Below are 14,265 nucleotides of genomic sequence, written 5' to 3'. Positions count from 1 at the left end.
GCCGGTCAGACCACCCCTAGGAGGAAGATCCCCATGCGTATCGGGAAAGCGCGTTATCTCGCGCCCGTGGCCGCACTGGTGCTGATGGCCAGCGCCTGCGCGAGCGATGAAGGTCAGAGCGAGGACGACGCCCGCGAGGAGCAGGCCTCCCTCGCCGCCGAGGACCTCAACCCGGCGGACCGCGACGACCTCCAGGACGGGGGTGACTTCGTCTGGGCTCTGAGTGAGTACGAAGAGCAGCACAACATGAACCACGTGCAGGGCAACAAGGGCGACGTCCGTCGCGTCATCGCCGCCGTCATGCCGTCGGCGAGCCGCTACGACGCCGAGGGCGGGTTCGCTCCGAACGAGGACTACGTCCTCGAGTACGGCGTGAGCGACGACGGCCTCGAGGTCGACTACACGCTCAACCCCGACGCCGTCTGGTCCGACGGTGAGCCCATCACCTGGGAGGACTACGAGGCCACCGTCATCACCCGCAAGGGCGAGCGCGACGGTGACTTCGAGATCCTCTCGACGACCGGCTACGAGTGGATCGACGAGATCGTCCAGGGCGACGACGAGTACTCCTTCACCCTGAAGATGAAGGAGCCGTACGGCGAGTGGCCGACCCTCTTCTCCCCCCTGTACCCGAAGGAGTACATGGAGGACGAGGAGCTCTTCGCGGACGGCTACAACAAGGACATCCCCGTCACCGCCGGTCCGTTCGGTGACGTGGAGTTCGACGACGTCGCCTCCCGTATCACCGTGCACAAGAACGAGGACTGGTGGGGTGACGAGGCCAAGCTCGACCGCATCATCTTCGCGGGCCTCGACACCAGCGCCCAGGCCGGCGCCTTCGCCAACGGTGAGGTCGACGGCTTCTACCTCGGCTACGACGCCGCCGGCTACGAGCGCGTCAAGGACATGGAGGGCGACGGGGCGTACTTCACCCGCGCCGTCAACCACGGTCACCGCTTCACCGCGCTGAACGGCTCCAGCCCGCGACTGGAGGACAAGCGCGTCCGCCAGGCCATCGCCATGACCCTGGACCGCGACACCATGGCCGAGGTCGCCCTCGGCGCCGTCGACTGGCCCATCACGGGCGAGGTCAACCGCCTCCTCCGTTCCAGCCAGAACGGCTACCAGGACAACAGCGGTGACCTGGGCGACCGCGACCTCGACCGGGCCGCCGAGCTGCTCGACGAGGCCGGCTGGACCCTGGAGGAGGGCGAGGAGATCCGGACCAACGAGGACGGCGAGACCCTGACCCTGGCCTACGTGGCCTCCGAGGGCATGGACCTGGCCGTCGACGAGGGCGAGATGGCGCAGCAGATGCTGGCCGAGGTCGGCATCGAGGTCGACGTCCAGCAGGTGCCCGCGAACGCGCTGTTCTCCGAGTACGTCACCCCCGGCAACTTCGAGATGGTGACCTACGTCCTCGTCGGGACCTCGCCCTTCTCCGCCGGTTCCAAGGGCAACTACGGTATGCCGCTGGACGAGGACGGCGAGGACTGGGGCGCCAACAACAGCAAGCACTCCACCCCGGAGATCGAGGAGCTCTTCGACGACCTCTCGATCGAGACCGACCCCGAGCGGTACGCCGAGATCGCCAACGAGATCGACGCGCTCCTCTGGGACGAGGTGCTCACCATCCCGCTGTTCGAGCGTCCGGGCCTCTACGTCGTCAACGAGGACCTGCACAACTGGGGCGAGTACGGTCTCGCCGCCGACTACGTGTACGAGGACATCGGCTGGGCCAAGGAGTAGTCACCCCAGGGTGAACCTCCGGAGTTCCCCGGTGTCCGCGCGGACACCGGGGAACCCATCCGGGTGAGCGTTCGCGAAACGTGACAGACAGGGCGTCGGCCCCCATCGGACGGGGTCGGCGCCCTGCGCCGTGTCCGGAGCCCCTCGGGATCGCACGGGCGGTGTGTCGGGTGTCTCTCGCCTCCTGAGAGAATCGTCGGAGTCCGACATCTCCCCCCGCCCCGCTCGTTGGAAAGTTCCCGATGCGACTCCGCCCTCTTCCCGCCGCGTGCCTGGCGGTCCTGTTGTGTGTGGCCCTCAGTTCCTGCTCCCGTCAGGAGGAGGACGCGGACGGCACCCCCGAACCCCCCGTCGGTGCCGCCGTGGACCCGGACCCCGGGGAGGCGGACGAGTCCAGTCCGCCCCCGGAGACCGCTGAGGAGGAGCGGCCCTTCGGCACGCCCGTCGGCTGGGCGAGCCAGCCCCTGGCCCTGCCCGCTCCGGAGGACGAGGAGACCGAGGACGGCGCGGACGAGGACGCGGTGGACGAGGACACGGACACGGAGGACGCACCCGTCGAACACCCCGGAGTGACCGGAGGGGAGGCGGGGGAGACCGTGACCGCGGCCGACGTCGAGCAGCTCACCGCGTACCTGGAGGCCGAGGAGCCCCTGGTGGTGGAGGTGGAGGGCGACTTCGACCTCGACGGCACCGTGCGGGTCGCCTCGGACAAGACCCTCGTGGGCATGGGGGAGGGCGCCGAGTTCACCGGCGGTGGCCTGCTCGTGGACGGCGCGGAGAACGTCGTCCTCGCCAACCTGGGCATGGTCTCCGAGGGTCCCGCCGTCGAGATCCGGGGCGGCGCCCACCACGTGTGGGTGGACGGTTCGACCTTCTCCGGTGGTGAGGACGACTCGCTCATCACCGTGGCCGACGGTGCCGACCACGTCACCCTCTCCTGGAACCACTTCACCGACGCGGAGTCGGCGGTCACGATCGGCGGCGGCGACGAGGAGCCCGGCGCGCTGCGGGTGACCGTGCACCACAACTTCTTCGACGGCACCTCCGAGCGCCATCCGCGTGCCCACAACGCCGAGCACGTCCACGTGTTCAACAACTACTTCCGCGCCAACCCGGAGTACGGGGTCCGGTCCGCCCACGGTTCGCAGGTGCTGGTCGAGGGCAACTACTTCGAGAACACCCCGGTCTCGGTGTCCACCGAGTCCGAGGAGCCGGGGAACGTGGTCACGCGCGACAACCTGTTGGTCGACTCCGAACAGCCCGAACCGCGCGGTACCGTGCCCGACCCTCCCTACGCCTACGAACTCGACGACACCGTCAACGTCCCCGAACTCGTGATGGGCCGCGCCGGAAGCGACTGAGCCGCCGGAACCCTAGGTGGCCACGGGGTGGTAGTCGTAGGTCTCGCCGAACCCGTTCGGGGTGGTGTAGCCGAGTCTTCGGGGGTGACCGGCCTCGTCCACCCAGAGGTCGAACCGGGCCTCGGGTATCCGGACCAGGTCGTTGCGGCCGACGTCGGAGAGGTAGTCGCCCGCCTCCGTCGCGAAGGTGCCCGTGTACCGGTAGGCGGTGTGGGTGCTGGCCGGAACCCCGCGTGTGCTCTCGGGGAGGTCGATCTCCTCCGATCCCACGAGCTCCAGGTCGGTCGCGGTCTCCTCCAGGTCCTCCAGGACCGCGAGCACGAACTCCTCGGAGCACAGGCGGCGGTCGGCCTCCGTGGGCCGGTCCAGCACGGTCATGCCGGGCAGGCCCTTCTCCGCGGTCATCATGAATCCGGTGCCGGGCAGGTCGTAGCGGTGGACCCGCACCCCTTCGGAGGTCTCGAAGTAGTGCTCGAAGACGGTGTCGGAGCCGGGTTCGTGGCGGGCCCACCCCCGGGCGGGTGCCGCACCCTCGACGGTCCGCGTGTAGCTCACGTGGAAGGAGGGGGCGTCCCGGACGGCCTGGACGGCGGACTCCAGGAACACCTCCGGGTCCGAGGGATCGGCGTCCACGGCCCGCACCATCGGGGACTCCACCCCGCCGGGGTCCACCACCGGCGGGGCGGCGCTGCCTCCGTCCAGCGTCAGCCGGGCTACGGTCCAACCACTGGCGACCACGGCCAGGCTCGCCAGGGCCACCAACAGGCTGAGCAACCAGTGAGGTCCTGGGGCGGCGTCCTCCAGCTCCTGCTCCATGGACGGCATCGACGTCGACACGGACAACGCCTCGATTCTGCGGTTCGGTGTTCGGGGGGTGCCGCTTACACGGAGTACGACGCGGTAACTCACCGCTCCGTTCGGGGGTCGGGTGAACATCATCGTCGCGGCCACCGACGAACGGCCGGTCCCCGGGGCTCCCGGGCCCAGGCACGGCCGTCCCCGGCCACGGGGATCTCCCTCCGGCCCCGTCGCGTTCGACCAGGGTGCGGCACGCGCCCGGGGACGTCGCGGGGCTCCCGAGCGCGGCCTTCGGAGGCGGATCCGCCACGGTGCGCGTCCGTGCCGTGGCCGCATGTGGCCGCCCGGGCGCCACGGGGACGGAGCTGTCGAGACGGTGGCACCCCTGTCTCCCCTCCCGGGTCGGAGGGTCGACGGTGGCGGCCGTGGACCCGGGGCCGTCACCTGGGCCCCCGACCCCCCCTGGCGCCCGACCACGAGCAGGCGGGGCGGGGGCGGACGTGACGGCGGAACCGACGCACGGCACGGCCTAACCCAACGTCGGGGGACGGCGCTCGACGCGGTGGATGGACCGCCAGACCCTCACCGTCCGTTCCGGCGACCCCGACCAGCCCCGGTCGGTGAGCGCCGCCAGCACCTGCCGCAGGAAACCGGCTGGACGTGAGCACAGGTCGTACACCCCGATCGAGATCACGATCCACTCCGCCTCCGCCATGGCCCGGTACCGCAGTCGGTCGCGGGCGCGGTCGATCGGGAGGGAGTGGTGCTCGGCGCTGTCGTACTCCACCGCCACCCGGTACGCGGGCCAGCCCAGATCGACCCTGAACTCCCCCTCCACGGTGGAGACGGGGCACTGCGGCAGCGGCCGGGGCAGACCCACCTGGTGTAACAGGACCCGGGTCCAGCTCTCGGCGGGGGACTGGCTGCGCCCGTCAGCGAGGCCCAGCGCACGCCTCAGATGCCCCCGCGCCCGCAGGGGGTGGGTCAGGGCGGCCGCGCGCAACCTCTCCCGGGAGGTGAGGCGGAGCGCGAGGAAGCGGTCCAGGGCGGCGGTCGCCGCGTACAGGGTGCCCGACTGAGCGGCGGCGTCCAGCGCGGTCCGCGCGCTCGTCGTCACCCGCACCCCGCTCACCCGCGTGCGTTCGGACTCCGGAACGCACTCGCGGTGCGCGATCACCCCCGAGCGGGCGGCTCCCTCGACGCCGGGAGGCACCGCCACGTGCAGCCGACGACGGGTGACGGAGGTCCCCCGGGGGTACAGGTCGACCCCCCACACGTAGGCTGCGGTCCGACCGAACGCCACCGCCCGCGGGGACAGCTGGGCCAGCACCGGCCGCAGCGTCCGGAGCAGGAGGTCGTGGTCGGGGGGTGGGCCGCCGAGCAGGGACGGCTGGCCGGGGCGGGCTTCGGTACGGGCTTCGGTACGGGCCGCCCGGGTCGAGGGTGCGGGGCGGGGGAGCGGGAAGAGCGGGGAACAACCAGGGGGAACACGGTGGTCTCGCGTCATGCTTCCAGGTTCGGCCGACGGACCACCCGGGACAAGCCCCGACGTGGATCTGTGGACAACGCGCCTGCGGTCCGGCGGAGTGGGGGCACACGGCCGGGGGAACCGGCCGCGCGCCCTCGGCCGAGCCCGACCGACGCTCCCCGGGCACGGGGAGCCACGGGCGGGCGGCTACCGGAAGGGCGGTGGACCGGCGGACAGATGGATGTGGTCCACGTGGTCCAGGGTCGGGTTGCCGTACACCCTGTTCGCGGGTCGCCTGACCTCCATCCAGGGCCCCGTGCTATCACGGCTGGGACTCCAGATGTGGTAGTTGTAGATGATTCCCTTGACATTGAGGTCCTGGGCGTTCGCGATGAGGAAGTCGATCACCTCGATGGCGGTCGCGTCCATCTCCGGGGTCGGCGTCGCGCCCAGGTCGGCCATCATGTAGTCCACCGCCTGGCCGTAGCCGTGGTCACTGCCCGCCTCGTCGCGGTAGCCGCCGGCGCTCAGGTAGAAGCCGGGGAACTCCTGGTTGAGTGCCTCGTGCGCCGCGCACATCTGCGGGTGCAGCCCGCCCAGGGATCCGCAGTCGGTGATCGCTCCTCCACCGAAGACCGAGTTCGGGTCGAACTTGAACCGGCCCTCCTGGTCGATGAGGTGCACGTCGAAGAACTCCCTCGCCTGGTCCTGGTCGGTGACGTCCTGTCCGCCGCACACCAGTCCGTCGGACTCCCGGCCGCACTCCGCCGAGAGGTCGATGATCGCGATCGCGGCGGCGGTGCCCTCGAAGGACCCGGAGGCGTCCTCCTCGCCGTCGCACACCACGTCGTTCCAGGCCCGGGACCCGTCCTCCGTCAGCTCCTTCTGACAGAGGGCGCCGCGCACCTCCACCCGGACGATGTTGCCGAAGCGCCCCATGGCGTTGTCGCTGGCCCGGATGTCCGTGAGCACGCCACCGTTGTTGCGCGCGTACGTCTCGGCGCGGGACCGCGCGATCTCCTCGTCGTACCGGGGCATGGGGTGCACACCGTCGGAGAGCTGTCGTGCCGCGTGGTCCCTCAGCCCCGCCACGGCCGCCAGCACCGAGGCGTCGGCGGCCGTCTGCGCCTGCGAACGCATGTCATTGGCCGCGCCGACGCGTACGAACAGCACGGTGAGCGCGAGCAGGCTCAGGGTCAGGCCGAACAGGAGGAGGACGTTGGCCTGTCCGTCGTCGCGGCGTCCCTGGAGACGACGTCTGCGTACCGAGGAGGAGGGGGGCCTTCGCATGGCGGTCCGGGGGTTCGGTCCCCGCGCTCGGGGCGGGGAGACGGGAGCGGAAGCGGTCGGTGGGGCGGAAGGGACGGACCGGGGCGCGTGGACACCGCGAAACCCCTGTCCGGCGCAGCTTAACCCGGCCGGGCTCGAGAGGGAAAGGGAACGCCGACGGCCCTGTGGACGACCACCCGGTCACCCCAGGTGACGACGGTGACACGCCGGGGACGCGGTCACCGCCCCCCACCCGGTCCTCGGGGCGGGCGACCGGGAACCGGCCGCCCGCCCCGAGGACCGATCACCTAGAGCAGGGTCGTCCAGTAGCTCCAGAAGGCCTCCGCCACCGCGCCCACGATCACCACGCCCCACACGGTGAGCACCACCGTGTGGTTGCGGACCAGCACACCGGTCGGCCCCCGCAGAACCCCCGGAACCGGAAGGTGCCCTGCGCGGAGGTTGTGCAGCGTGACGTACCAGAAGATCGGGATCGTCACGGCCCACACCACCATGCAGTAGGGGCACAACGCCCCGATCCGGTACAGGCTCTGGAAGATCAGCCAGTGCACGAGGAGCACACCGAACAGGCACCCCGCCTGGAGGCCCAGCCAGAACCAGCGCCGGAAGCCCGGGTCCGCCCCGGTACCCGACCCGTCGCCCGGACCGGTCCGCGCGAGCAGGGCAGCTCCCACCGCCGTCACCACCGCGAAGCAGGCCACCCCCACGAGCGGGTTGGGCACCCCGAACACCTCGGCCTGCGGGGTCACCATCACCGTCCCGCAGGACAGCACGGGATTGATGCTGCACGCGGGCACGTGGTCCGGGTCGGCCAGGACCCGGATCCTCTCCACGAGGAGGGCGGCGGCCGCGACCAGGCCGACCAGTCCACCCAGCACCAGCAGCCACGGCAGGGCCCGGCTGACGATCGGGACGTCCGCGCCGGGGAACGGGTCCGGGGCGTGGGCGGTGTCGTGCCGCACGGGGGCCGCCATCACTCCAGCTCCGAGTCGATCATGGCGGACAGGACCTCGTGACTCGGCATGCTCGGCGCGGGACGGCCGTTGACGAAGATGGTCGGGGTGCCCTGCACGCCCAGCAGGAGCCCGTCGTCGAAGTCCGCCTGGACCCGCGCCTCGGTCTCCTCGGACTCCATGGTCTCCACGAACTCGTCCATGTCCAGACCGAGGTCCTCCGCGAAGCCCACGAACACCTCGCTCTGGTCCTCCCGGGACTCGCCCCACTCGCCCTGGGTCTCGAACATCCGCTGGTACATCTCGTCCAGGGCGTCCTGCCGCGCGGCGGCCTCCACCGCGGCAGCGGACGGCCCGGAGTTAAGGTGACCGGGGAGCGGGAAGTAGCGGATCACCATGTTGATCCGACCGTCGTAGTCCTCGCGGAGCCGCTCCATGACGGGGTACTGGGCACGGCAGGCCTCGCACTCGAAGTCGAGGAACTCCACCACCGTGACCTGGGCGTCCTCCACCTGGTCGAGGTAGCGGCTGTTCTCCCGTACGAGCACGTCGGCGGGGGCGGTGGGCTGCTCCTCGGGGCCGTCCCCGGGGGCGGTCGGTCTGGCGGCGCCCTGCGCCGTCGTGGCCTCGTCCCCGTCCAGGTAGACGAGCAGGCCGATCCCCAAGGCGGCGACGACGAGGAGACAGAGGGTGATGATCAGGTTCTTGCTCATGTGAGGGTTCCAAGGGTCCGTGGCGAACGAGGGCACGCGTGCGAGCCCCGCGCGTGGGGGCGGGGCTCCTGAGTGCTCCTAGACCCGCTGGACGCAGAGGAGGGTGAGCAGGCGGTGGCCGTGGGGACCGGCGGGGTCGCCGCGCGTACGGCGGGGAGAGCGGCCGACCCGAGGCGGCACGGGCACACACAGCACCAGGGCCGCCCCGAGGGCGAGCATCGGCTGCGCGGTCAACAGCCCGCGCTCGTCCGGCGTGGGGCAGGCGTGCGAGAACCCGGGGTCCTCAGCGGAGTCGGAGGCCGCCGACCACTCCGCGGCGACACGGGAACCGGCCTCACCCGAGGCGCCCACGCCGGGATAACAGAGCGCGCAGAGGAAGCACAGCACGACGACGGCGACCAGGGGCACCACCAGGGTGCCCCACCGCCAGGTCGAGGTGTGACCGCTCATGAGGGGAACTGTAGCGGTGTGTTCACGATTGTCGAGGCCGGGGTGGCTGACCTGCCCCGACCTCGGAGCCTCCCCGCGTGCCTCAGTGGATGCGGCGGTTGATGGCCGCCACCACGTGGACGTCGGCCACGGTGACCCGGAGGTCCCCCGACCCCGTCGGGGAGACCGTCGCGGAGCGCACGTAGGCGCCGTGGCTCCACCTCCGCGCCGTCTGGTCCGGCACGGCCCCCGCCCCCAGCTTGGCCAGCGCCCCCGCGGGCCCCGCCTTCAACCTGAGCTGCCACGAGGTGCGCGACAGCGACCTCCCCCGGAAGTCCTCGTGATCGAGCAACGGCAGGGTCCCCACCAGCCGTCCCCCCTGGCTGCCGGGTTGGGCGGGCATCACCTCCAACGGGTACCGCTGCCCCGCCCCGGCGCCCCGCACCACCTCCAGCGCGAAGCTCGTGTCCTCGGGCAGCGGCGTCCCCAGCACCACCTCGACGTACAACAGGTCGCCGTGGCGGCCCATCGGCCGAGCCCGGACCCGGTCCACCGGCAGCGACGGCGCGAGCGGCGCGGTCAGCAGCCCCAGCCGGTCGTTGACCGTGTAGTACGGGCGCACCCTGGTGCCCAGACCACGCTCGGGCCGCACCTTCAGGGGCGCGTACCGGATGATCTTCTTGTACCCGACCACCCCGGACAGGTGCCGCCCCACCGTGTGCTCGGTGCCGTCCGACAGGATCACGCGCATCTCCCACTTCTCGGAGTCGCCCTCCCGCCCCCGCACCACCAGCTCGGGGTCGATCACGGCGGTGAACTCGCCTCCGGTCGCGACCGCCGAGGGGAACTCGCGTCGGGTCTGGGGCGAGGTCCGCAGACGCACCACCAGCCGGGCACGCGCGTCCGGGCGGTGCCGACCGAGCAGCCGTCCCTGCACGGTGACCAGTCCGTCCGCGACCTCCACGTGCGAGATCTCCGCGTGGTGCTCCGCACGCCGTACGTGCAGCACCAGGCGTCCCTTCGCGGACCGGGTGGGGATGACCAGGGAGAGTTCCCGGGTCCGCGCGGGCGACAACGGGAAGCCGTGCTGGTGGATCTCCACGTCGCGCACCGGCGCCTCCATGCCCTCGTCCACCCGGAGCACCTGCCACACTCCGGTGACCAGCCCTCTCGGCCGGTCCTCGCGGGGCCCCTCCGTCCCCGTGCGGGCGGCGTCCACCAGGAACCGACCGTCGGACTCGGGGAGCACCTCGACTTTCCTGCCCGGCTTGGTCAGCACCACCCGCTCCGGGATCCGCCCGACCACGTGTCCCTCGGGTGAACCGAAGGACAGCACCGTGACCCCGTCGGGACCGGCCTCCACCCGGCACGAGGCGGCCTGCTCCGGACGCGGCACGGGCAGGACGGGCGCCGGTGAGGGCGGCGCCCCCACCCCGGCGAGGTCGAAGAACAGCTCCTCGTGCAGCCGCACCACGTTGGCCGGATCGAAGCGCTCGGAGTCGGTGAGCGCGGCCGCTGACATACGCCGCCGCAGCTCGTCGTCTCCCATGAGCTGGGCCAGACCCTCAGCGATCCCCGAGACGGACCTGTTCGGAACCAGCAGACCGTCCTCCCGGTCCCGGATGATGGACGCGGGTCCGTGGGGGCAGTCGGTGCTCACCACCGGCAGGCCGGAGCGCATGGCCTCCACGATGGTCATCCCGAAGGGCTCCTCGCTGGAGGTCACCGCGGCGAAAGCCCCCTGGGCCCACGCCTCCTCGACCCTGGGATGCGGCCCCATCAGCCACACCTGGTCCTGGAGCCCCAGGGAACCCACCAGCCTCCCCAGCGCACCGCGTCGGCTGCCCCGGCCGTAGATCCGCAGCGTCCAGTCCGGGAACTCCTCGCTGACCATGGAGAACGCCTGGACGAGCAGGTCGTGCCGCTTGCTGGGGGCCAGCCTGCCCGCGGAGACGATCGTGCGCGTGTCGTGCCCGTTCACGGTGAAGGGAGGCGCGGGTACCGAGTTGGGAATGGAGAGCAGCCGTACCCCCGGCAGCGGCATCCGCGCCGCGTAGGTGCGCGCGTCCGCCTCGGTGACGGTGACGAAGGCGTCGAGGTTGGGGTACTCGGCCGCCATGACCCGGCGCAGCTCCTCGGAGTGCTGCTCGTAGGTGAGGTGCTCCTGGCCGACCTTGAGGACCCGGCCGGGCGCGGCCCGCGCGATCACCACGTTCAGACCGGGCCGTGTACCCACGACCACGTCGGCGTCGGTGGTGGCCAGGTACTCCTCCAACCGGTCGTCGGTGAGGCGGCTGTGGGTGTCCCCCCGGCCGTCCTCCACGGGGAAGAGCAGCGGCGGCAGCCCGGCCCGTTCCGATCCCTCGTACAGCGGGCGCCCGTCCACGCCGGTCGGACGGTCGTCCTGCTGACGGATGTCGACCAGCGGACGCAGGCTGACCTGCGCGGGGACGGGGAGGACGGGTTCGGCGCGGTGCCGGAACACCGAGACGATCTCCACCTCGTGCCGGGCGGACAGGGCCGCCGCCTGGTTGGCGACCGTGCGCACGGTGCCACCGATGCCGTACATGTCGTTGATCAGATAGGCGATCCTCATCGAGCCCCCATGTCCTCGGTACCGCCCGCGCGGTGTGCGTGCGGGGGCGGCCCCGGCCCCGTCCCCCTCACCGAACCGGGCCCACGGCCAGGGACTCGGTGGGGATTGAGGCATCAGGTTATGGGCGAAATGGCCTCAAAAGTCCTAATCTGACCCGAGCTGTCCAAAGGTTTGCCGCCATCTGTGGGTGTTTTGCGGCGGTTCCACACGAACGTGGGAGATCCGCTCCCCCGCCCCCGGCAAGGGGAGCCGTTGACGGGGCGGAGGAGCGGTGGTGGGAGACGGCACGGGTCGGTTCCGGGGAACTCGTCGGGCGGGTGCTCGGAGACCCTCCAGGCCCGAGCACCACCCCGACCGACCCAAACCGGGCGGGGCCCGCCCCCCGCGTCGGTGCCGTCTCCTGGTCCGTGGGTGCCGGAGGGGGCGCACCACCCTCGGCGCCGAACGTGGGATTCGACGACCACCGCTCGGTGGTCGGCCCACCCACGACGTCGCGTCAGGAGCAACGCGACGTTGGTTGTGAAGGACACTCTGCCGGAAGATCGCGGGGCTCCGGCGGGCTTCCGGTGGCCGAATCCGGCCACCGTGAGGAAACGGCAGGTCGCGCAGGGTGAGAAATCCCAGGGAAGCACGCCCGGCCCACGGGCGTGCGTTCGTCTAGTACGTGCCGGTGCTCTGCCAGTACCGCCAGGCCGTGCACGGGGATCCGTACTGCTCCTGGATGTGCCCCAGGCCCCAACTGATCTGCGCGGACGCGCTCTGGTCGAACCCCGAGGGCAGAGACCCGTGCTGCGCGGCGTTGAAGCCGACGATCCCGCGCGCCCCCGTCGTCGGGTCGACCAGTCCCGGGTCCCAGTTGGACATCGATCCCCAGAGACTGTCCAGGCAGGTCCACTCCTGGTCGGTCCAGTTGTACGGCTCGGCGGCCGCCGCCTGCATGCCGAGGTTCTTGTTGTCACTGGCGTTGGAGTTGCCCGAGCCCCACTCGAACTGCTCCGGCTCCTCGGGGCGGTCCTCGTCCACCCACGTCCGGTCGCCGCAGCCGGGGCCGTTCACGACGCACACCATCTGCCGGACGCCCTCGTTGAAGGTGGAGCTCATCCCGGAGGCGTAGACCGTGGTGATGATCAGCGCGGCCAGGACGATCGTCGCCCCCATCTCCACGAAGGCCGCTCCCTGGTCCCTGCGGCCCTCCCGGGCGGGCCCGGCCCAGCGCGGGAGCCCCGGTCGCCGAGCGGACATCCGAGGCGGGCGGTCACGCCCGTCCGAACGGTTGGGGGGCCGGCTGGAGGAGGGACGGCGCGTGTCCCCGAGCTCGGGACGGTGAGGGGTGGTCAACTCCGCCTCCAGAAGAGTCCAGGAGCGAACGTGGGGGCAGTTCTCAGGATAGGGGAGTCCCTGTGACCCGACGCGAAATCGATTCCCCGCTTCCGGGAACGGGAAGGTCGCGCTGATCAGGAGACGGGGATTCCCTCGATGGCGTCGAAGCCCGGTATCTCCAGGTCGATCTCGTCCACGTCGACGGGAACGGAGTACATCGACCAGTAGGCGACCTTCTCACCCGGATCAATGGTGGCCTTGAAATCCAGTGAGACGTTCCCCGAACAGAGGCAGTCACCCTCACTGTCCATGAGCGGGTGGAATCTCCGGCGCTCGTCGGTCGAGGTGATGGTCACACCGGAGAACGAGCTCGGGTCGTCGTACATGTAGGACGTTCCGGAGGGCCAACTGAACGTGGTGGGAGCGTCCCCTTCGTTCTCGATGCTCCAGGTGACGGAGAGAAGGTTCCCGGACTCGTTCCTCTCGACGGTGTGCGCCTCAGCCGAGAGGCCAGCGCTGATCGCCTCGTTGGAATCCGCCGTTCCGTGGGAGTCCAGGCTTTCGGTCAGCGGGGCCGGAGAAGCGAGGACGCTCGAAGCAGTGGTGAGGGGAAGGGTCAGTACCAGTGCGGAGATCGCTGTGGTTCGAAGTTGCCGGTTCATCGGTCCCCCTACTTCTCGAACGTGACACTGACTCGGCGGTTGCGTTCGCGGCCCTCTTCAGTGGTGTTGTCGGCGATGGGGTCGGCGGAACCGTGCCCCTCAACCGCGAAAGTGACACCCTGTCGAGTGACCAGGTCGTTCAGCGCGGACTCCACACTTTCCGCCCGTTCCTTGGAAAGCGGCAGATTGACCGAGTCGTCTCCGGTGTTGTCGGCGAAACCGTCGACCGAGACCTCCGCGGAATCCGCGTCGTCGATCTCCTGGGCCACCTGCTCCAGGATCTCCTGTGCCTCGTCGCTGAGATCGGCGCTTCCAGTTCCGAACAGGACGTCCGAGGAGAGAATGATGCTGACTTCGTCCCCGCTTTCCGTACGTCCGGTCTGGTCCTCTTCGAGACTGTCGGAGATCAGGGTGAGATCAAGGATGCGAGGTTCACCCAGATTGCTCTGCTCGACTGACTCCGAGACATCGCTGATGGGGATGTCGAAGAACGGGGACGTCAGGGGTGTGGTGACGGTCATGCTGTCCAGTTCGCCCTGGTCACTGGGGAACATCACCCAGAGAGTCTCCGTGGATCCGCTCTCGATGGGTCCGGACAGGGTGTCGCAGAAACAGCTTCCGTCGCTTTGATCATGACTGAGGTAGCGCTGCTGGTTCGCGGAGTCCAGGAGGCTGATCTTGCTGCCGGTGCGCCGGTCGAGGTCCTCAGCCAGGCCGAACCCGACGTCGAAGCTCTCCTCGGACTTGTTGGTGATGCTGAGCCGTAGGCGCAGGAGCTCGTTGTCCAGTCTCTCCAGCGCGTTGACGTCGATCTGGAGATCCGAACCGATCCCGGTTGACGTCGTCACGGAACTCGCGAGAATCTCGGGTTGACCGTTCTCGCCTTCCGGCTGAGAGGGTGGACCTCCGCCCGCCTCAGCGGGATC

The 14,265-nt window shown here is 70.5% G+C and carries 12 protein-coding genes; 2 read left to right on the top strand and 10 right to left on the bottom strand.

Annotation, left to right across the window (positions count from 1 at the left end):
• The first annotated feature begins 33 nt into the window (after nucleotides 1-33).
• A complete protein-coding gene (locus ACFW3L_RS07250) occupies nucleotides 34-1,749 on the top strand; it encodes an ABC transporter family substrate-binding protein (RefSeq protein ID WP_378737374.1) in 1,716 nt (571 codons plus the stop codon).
• Between the two features lie 242 nt (nucleotides 1,750-1,991).
• Nucleotides 1,992-3,110 carry a pectate lyase gene (locus tag ACFW3L_RS07245; RefSeq protein WP_378737372.1) on the top strand — a complete coding sequence of 373 codons (1,119 nt, stop codon included), beginning with the start codon at nucleotides 1,992-1,994 and terminating at the stop codon, nucleotides 3,108-3,110.
• A 12-nt stretch (nucleotides 3,111-3,122) separates the two neighbouring features.
• Here ACFW3L_RS07245 and ACFW3L_RS07240 read toward each other — a convergent pair whose 3' ends face one another.
• From ACFW3L_RS07240 to ACFW3L_RS07195, 10 genes are all read right to left on the bottom strand, one after another.
• Nucleotides 3,123-3,947: a hypothetical protein gene (locus tag ACFW3L_RS07240; protein WP_378737626.1), complete on the bottom strand. Its 825-nt coding sequence runs from the start codon at nucleotides 3,945-3,947 to the stop codon at nucleotides 3,123-3,125.
• Between the two features lie 490 nt (nucleotides 3,948-4,437).
• Complete coding sequence (locus ACFW3L_RS07235; protein WP_378737370.1) at nucleotides 4,438-5,415, bottom strand: endonuclease domain-containing protein; 978 nt, start codon at nucleotides 5,413-5,415, stop codon at nucleotides 4,438-4,440.
• A gap of 168 nt (nucleotides 5,416-5,583) precedes the next feature.
• A complete protein-coding gene (locus tag ACFW3L_RS07230) occupies nucleotides 5,584-6,666 on the bottom strand; it encodes a pilus assembly protein TadG-related protein (RefSeq protein WP_378737368.1) in 1,083 nt (360 codons plus the stop codon).
• Between the two features lie 287 nt (nucleotides 6,667-6,953).
• Nucleotides 6,954-7,640: a vitamin K epoxide reductase family protein gene (locus tag ACFW3L_RS07225; protein WP_378737366.1), complete on the bottom strand. Its 687-nt coding sequence runs from the start codon at nucleotides 7,638-7,640 to the stop codon at nucleotides 6,954-6,956.
• Nucleotides 7,640-8,332 carry a DsbA family protein gene (locus tag ACFW3L_RS07220; protein WP_378737364.1) on the bottom strand — a complete coding sequence of 231 codons (693 nt, stop codon included), beginning with the start codon at nucleotides 8,330-8,332 and terminating at the stop codon, nucleotides 7,640-7,642. The genes ACFW3L_RS07225 and ACFW3L_RS07220 overlap by 1 nt, the downstream gene beginning before the upstream one ends.
• 78 nt (nucleotides 8,333-8,410) lie before the next feature.
• Nucleotides 8,411-8,782, bottom strand: coding sequence for a hypothetical protein (locus tag ACFW3L_RS07215; RefSeq protein WP_378737362.1), 372 nt, complete (start codon nucleotides 8,780-8,782; stop codon nucleotides 8,411-8,413).
• An 82-nt stretch (nucleotides 8,783-8,864) separates the two neighbouring features.
• Complete coding sequence (locus ACFW3L_RS07210) at nucleotides 8,865-11,357, bottom strand: glycosyltransferase family 4 protein (RefSeq protein ID WP_378737360.1); 2,493 nt, start codon at nucleotides 11,355-11,357, stop codon at nucleotides 8,865-8,867.
• A gap of 657 nt (nucleotides 11,358-12,014) precedes the next feature.
• Complete coding sequence (locus ACFW3L_RS07205; RefSeq protein ID WP_378737358.1) at nucleotides 12,015-12,599, bottom strand: hypothetical protein; 585 nt, start codon at nucleotides 12,597-12,599, stop codon at nucleotides 12,015-12,017.
• A 212-nt stretch (nucleotides 12,600-12,811) separates the two neighbouring features.
• Nucleotides 12,812-13,339, bottom strand: coding sequence for a hypothetical protein (locus tag ACFW3L_RS07200; protein ID WP_378737356.1), 528 nt, complete (start codon nucleotides 13,337-13,339; stop codon nucleotides 12,812-12,814).
• Nucleotides 13,340-13,347: 8 nt separating this feature from the next.
• The gene (locus ACFW3L_RS07195; RefSeq protein WP_378737354.1) at nucleotides 13,348-14,187 is read right to left on the bottom strand and encodes an OmpA family protein; all 840 of its coding nucleotides are present in this window, start codon (nucleotides 14,185-14,187) and stop codon (nucleotides 13,348-13,350) included.
• Nucleotides 14,188-14,265 lie beyond the last annotated feature (78 nt).

It is taken from the genome of Nocardiopsis sp. NPDC058789 (assembly GCF_042745575.1).
GTDB lineage: Bacteria > Actinomycetota > Actinomycetes > Streptosporangiales > Streptosporangiaceae > Nocardiopsis > Nocardiopsis eucommiae.
This window is presented reverse-complemented; position numbering and strand designations above follow the sequence as displayed.

Bases quoted from the DNA above. Each gene is read 5' to 3' on its own strand.
- ACFW3L_RS07245 (WP_378737372.1), top strand. From the start codon at position 1,992: ATGCGACTCCGCCCTCTTCCCGCCGCGTGCCTGGCGGTCCTGTTGTGT.
- ACFW3L_RS07235 (WP_378737370.1), bottom strand. From the start codon at position 5,415: ATGACGCGAGACCACCGTGTTCCCCCTGGTTGTTCCCCGCTCTTCCCG.
- ACFW3L_RS07230 (WP_378737368.1), bottom strand. From the start codon at position 6,666: ATGCGAAGGCCCCCCTCCTCCTCGGTACGCAGACGTCGTCTCCAGGGA.
- ACFW3L_RS07225 (WP_378737366.1), bottom strand. From the start codon at position 7,640: ATGGCGGCCCCCGTGCGGCACGACACCGCCCACGCCCCGGACCCGTTC.
- ACFW3L_RS07220 (WP_378737364.1), bottom strand. From the start codon at position 8,332: ATGAGCAAGAACCTGATCATCACCCTCTGTCTCCTCGTCGTCGCCGCC.
- ACFW3L_RS07215 (WP_378737362.1), bottom strand. From the start codon at position 8,782: ATGAGCGGTCACACCTCGACCTGGCGGTGGGGCACCCTGGTGGTGCCC.
- ACFW3L_RS07205 (WP_378737358.1), bottom strand. From the start codon at position 12,599: ATGTCCGCTCGGCGACCGGGGCTCCCGCGCTGGGCCGGGCCCGCCCGG.
- ACFW3L_RS07250 (WP_378737374.1), top strand. From the start codon at position 34: ATGCGTATCGGGAAAGCGCGTTATCTCGCGCCCGTGGCCGCACTGGTG.
- ACFW3L_RS07200 (WP_378737356.1), bottom strand. From the start codon at position 13,339: ATGAACCGGCAACTTCGAACCACAGCGATCTCCGCACTGGTACTGACC.
- ACFW3L_RS07210 (WP_378737360.1), bottom strand. From the start codon at position 11,357: ATGAGGATCGCCTATCTGATCAACGACATGTACGGCATCGGTGGCACC.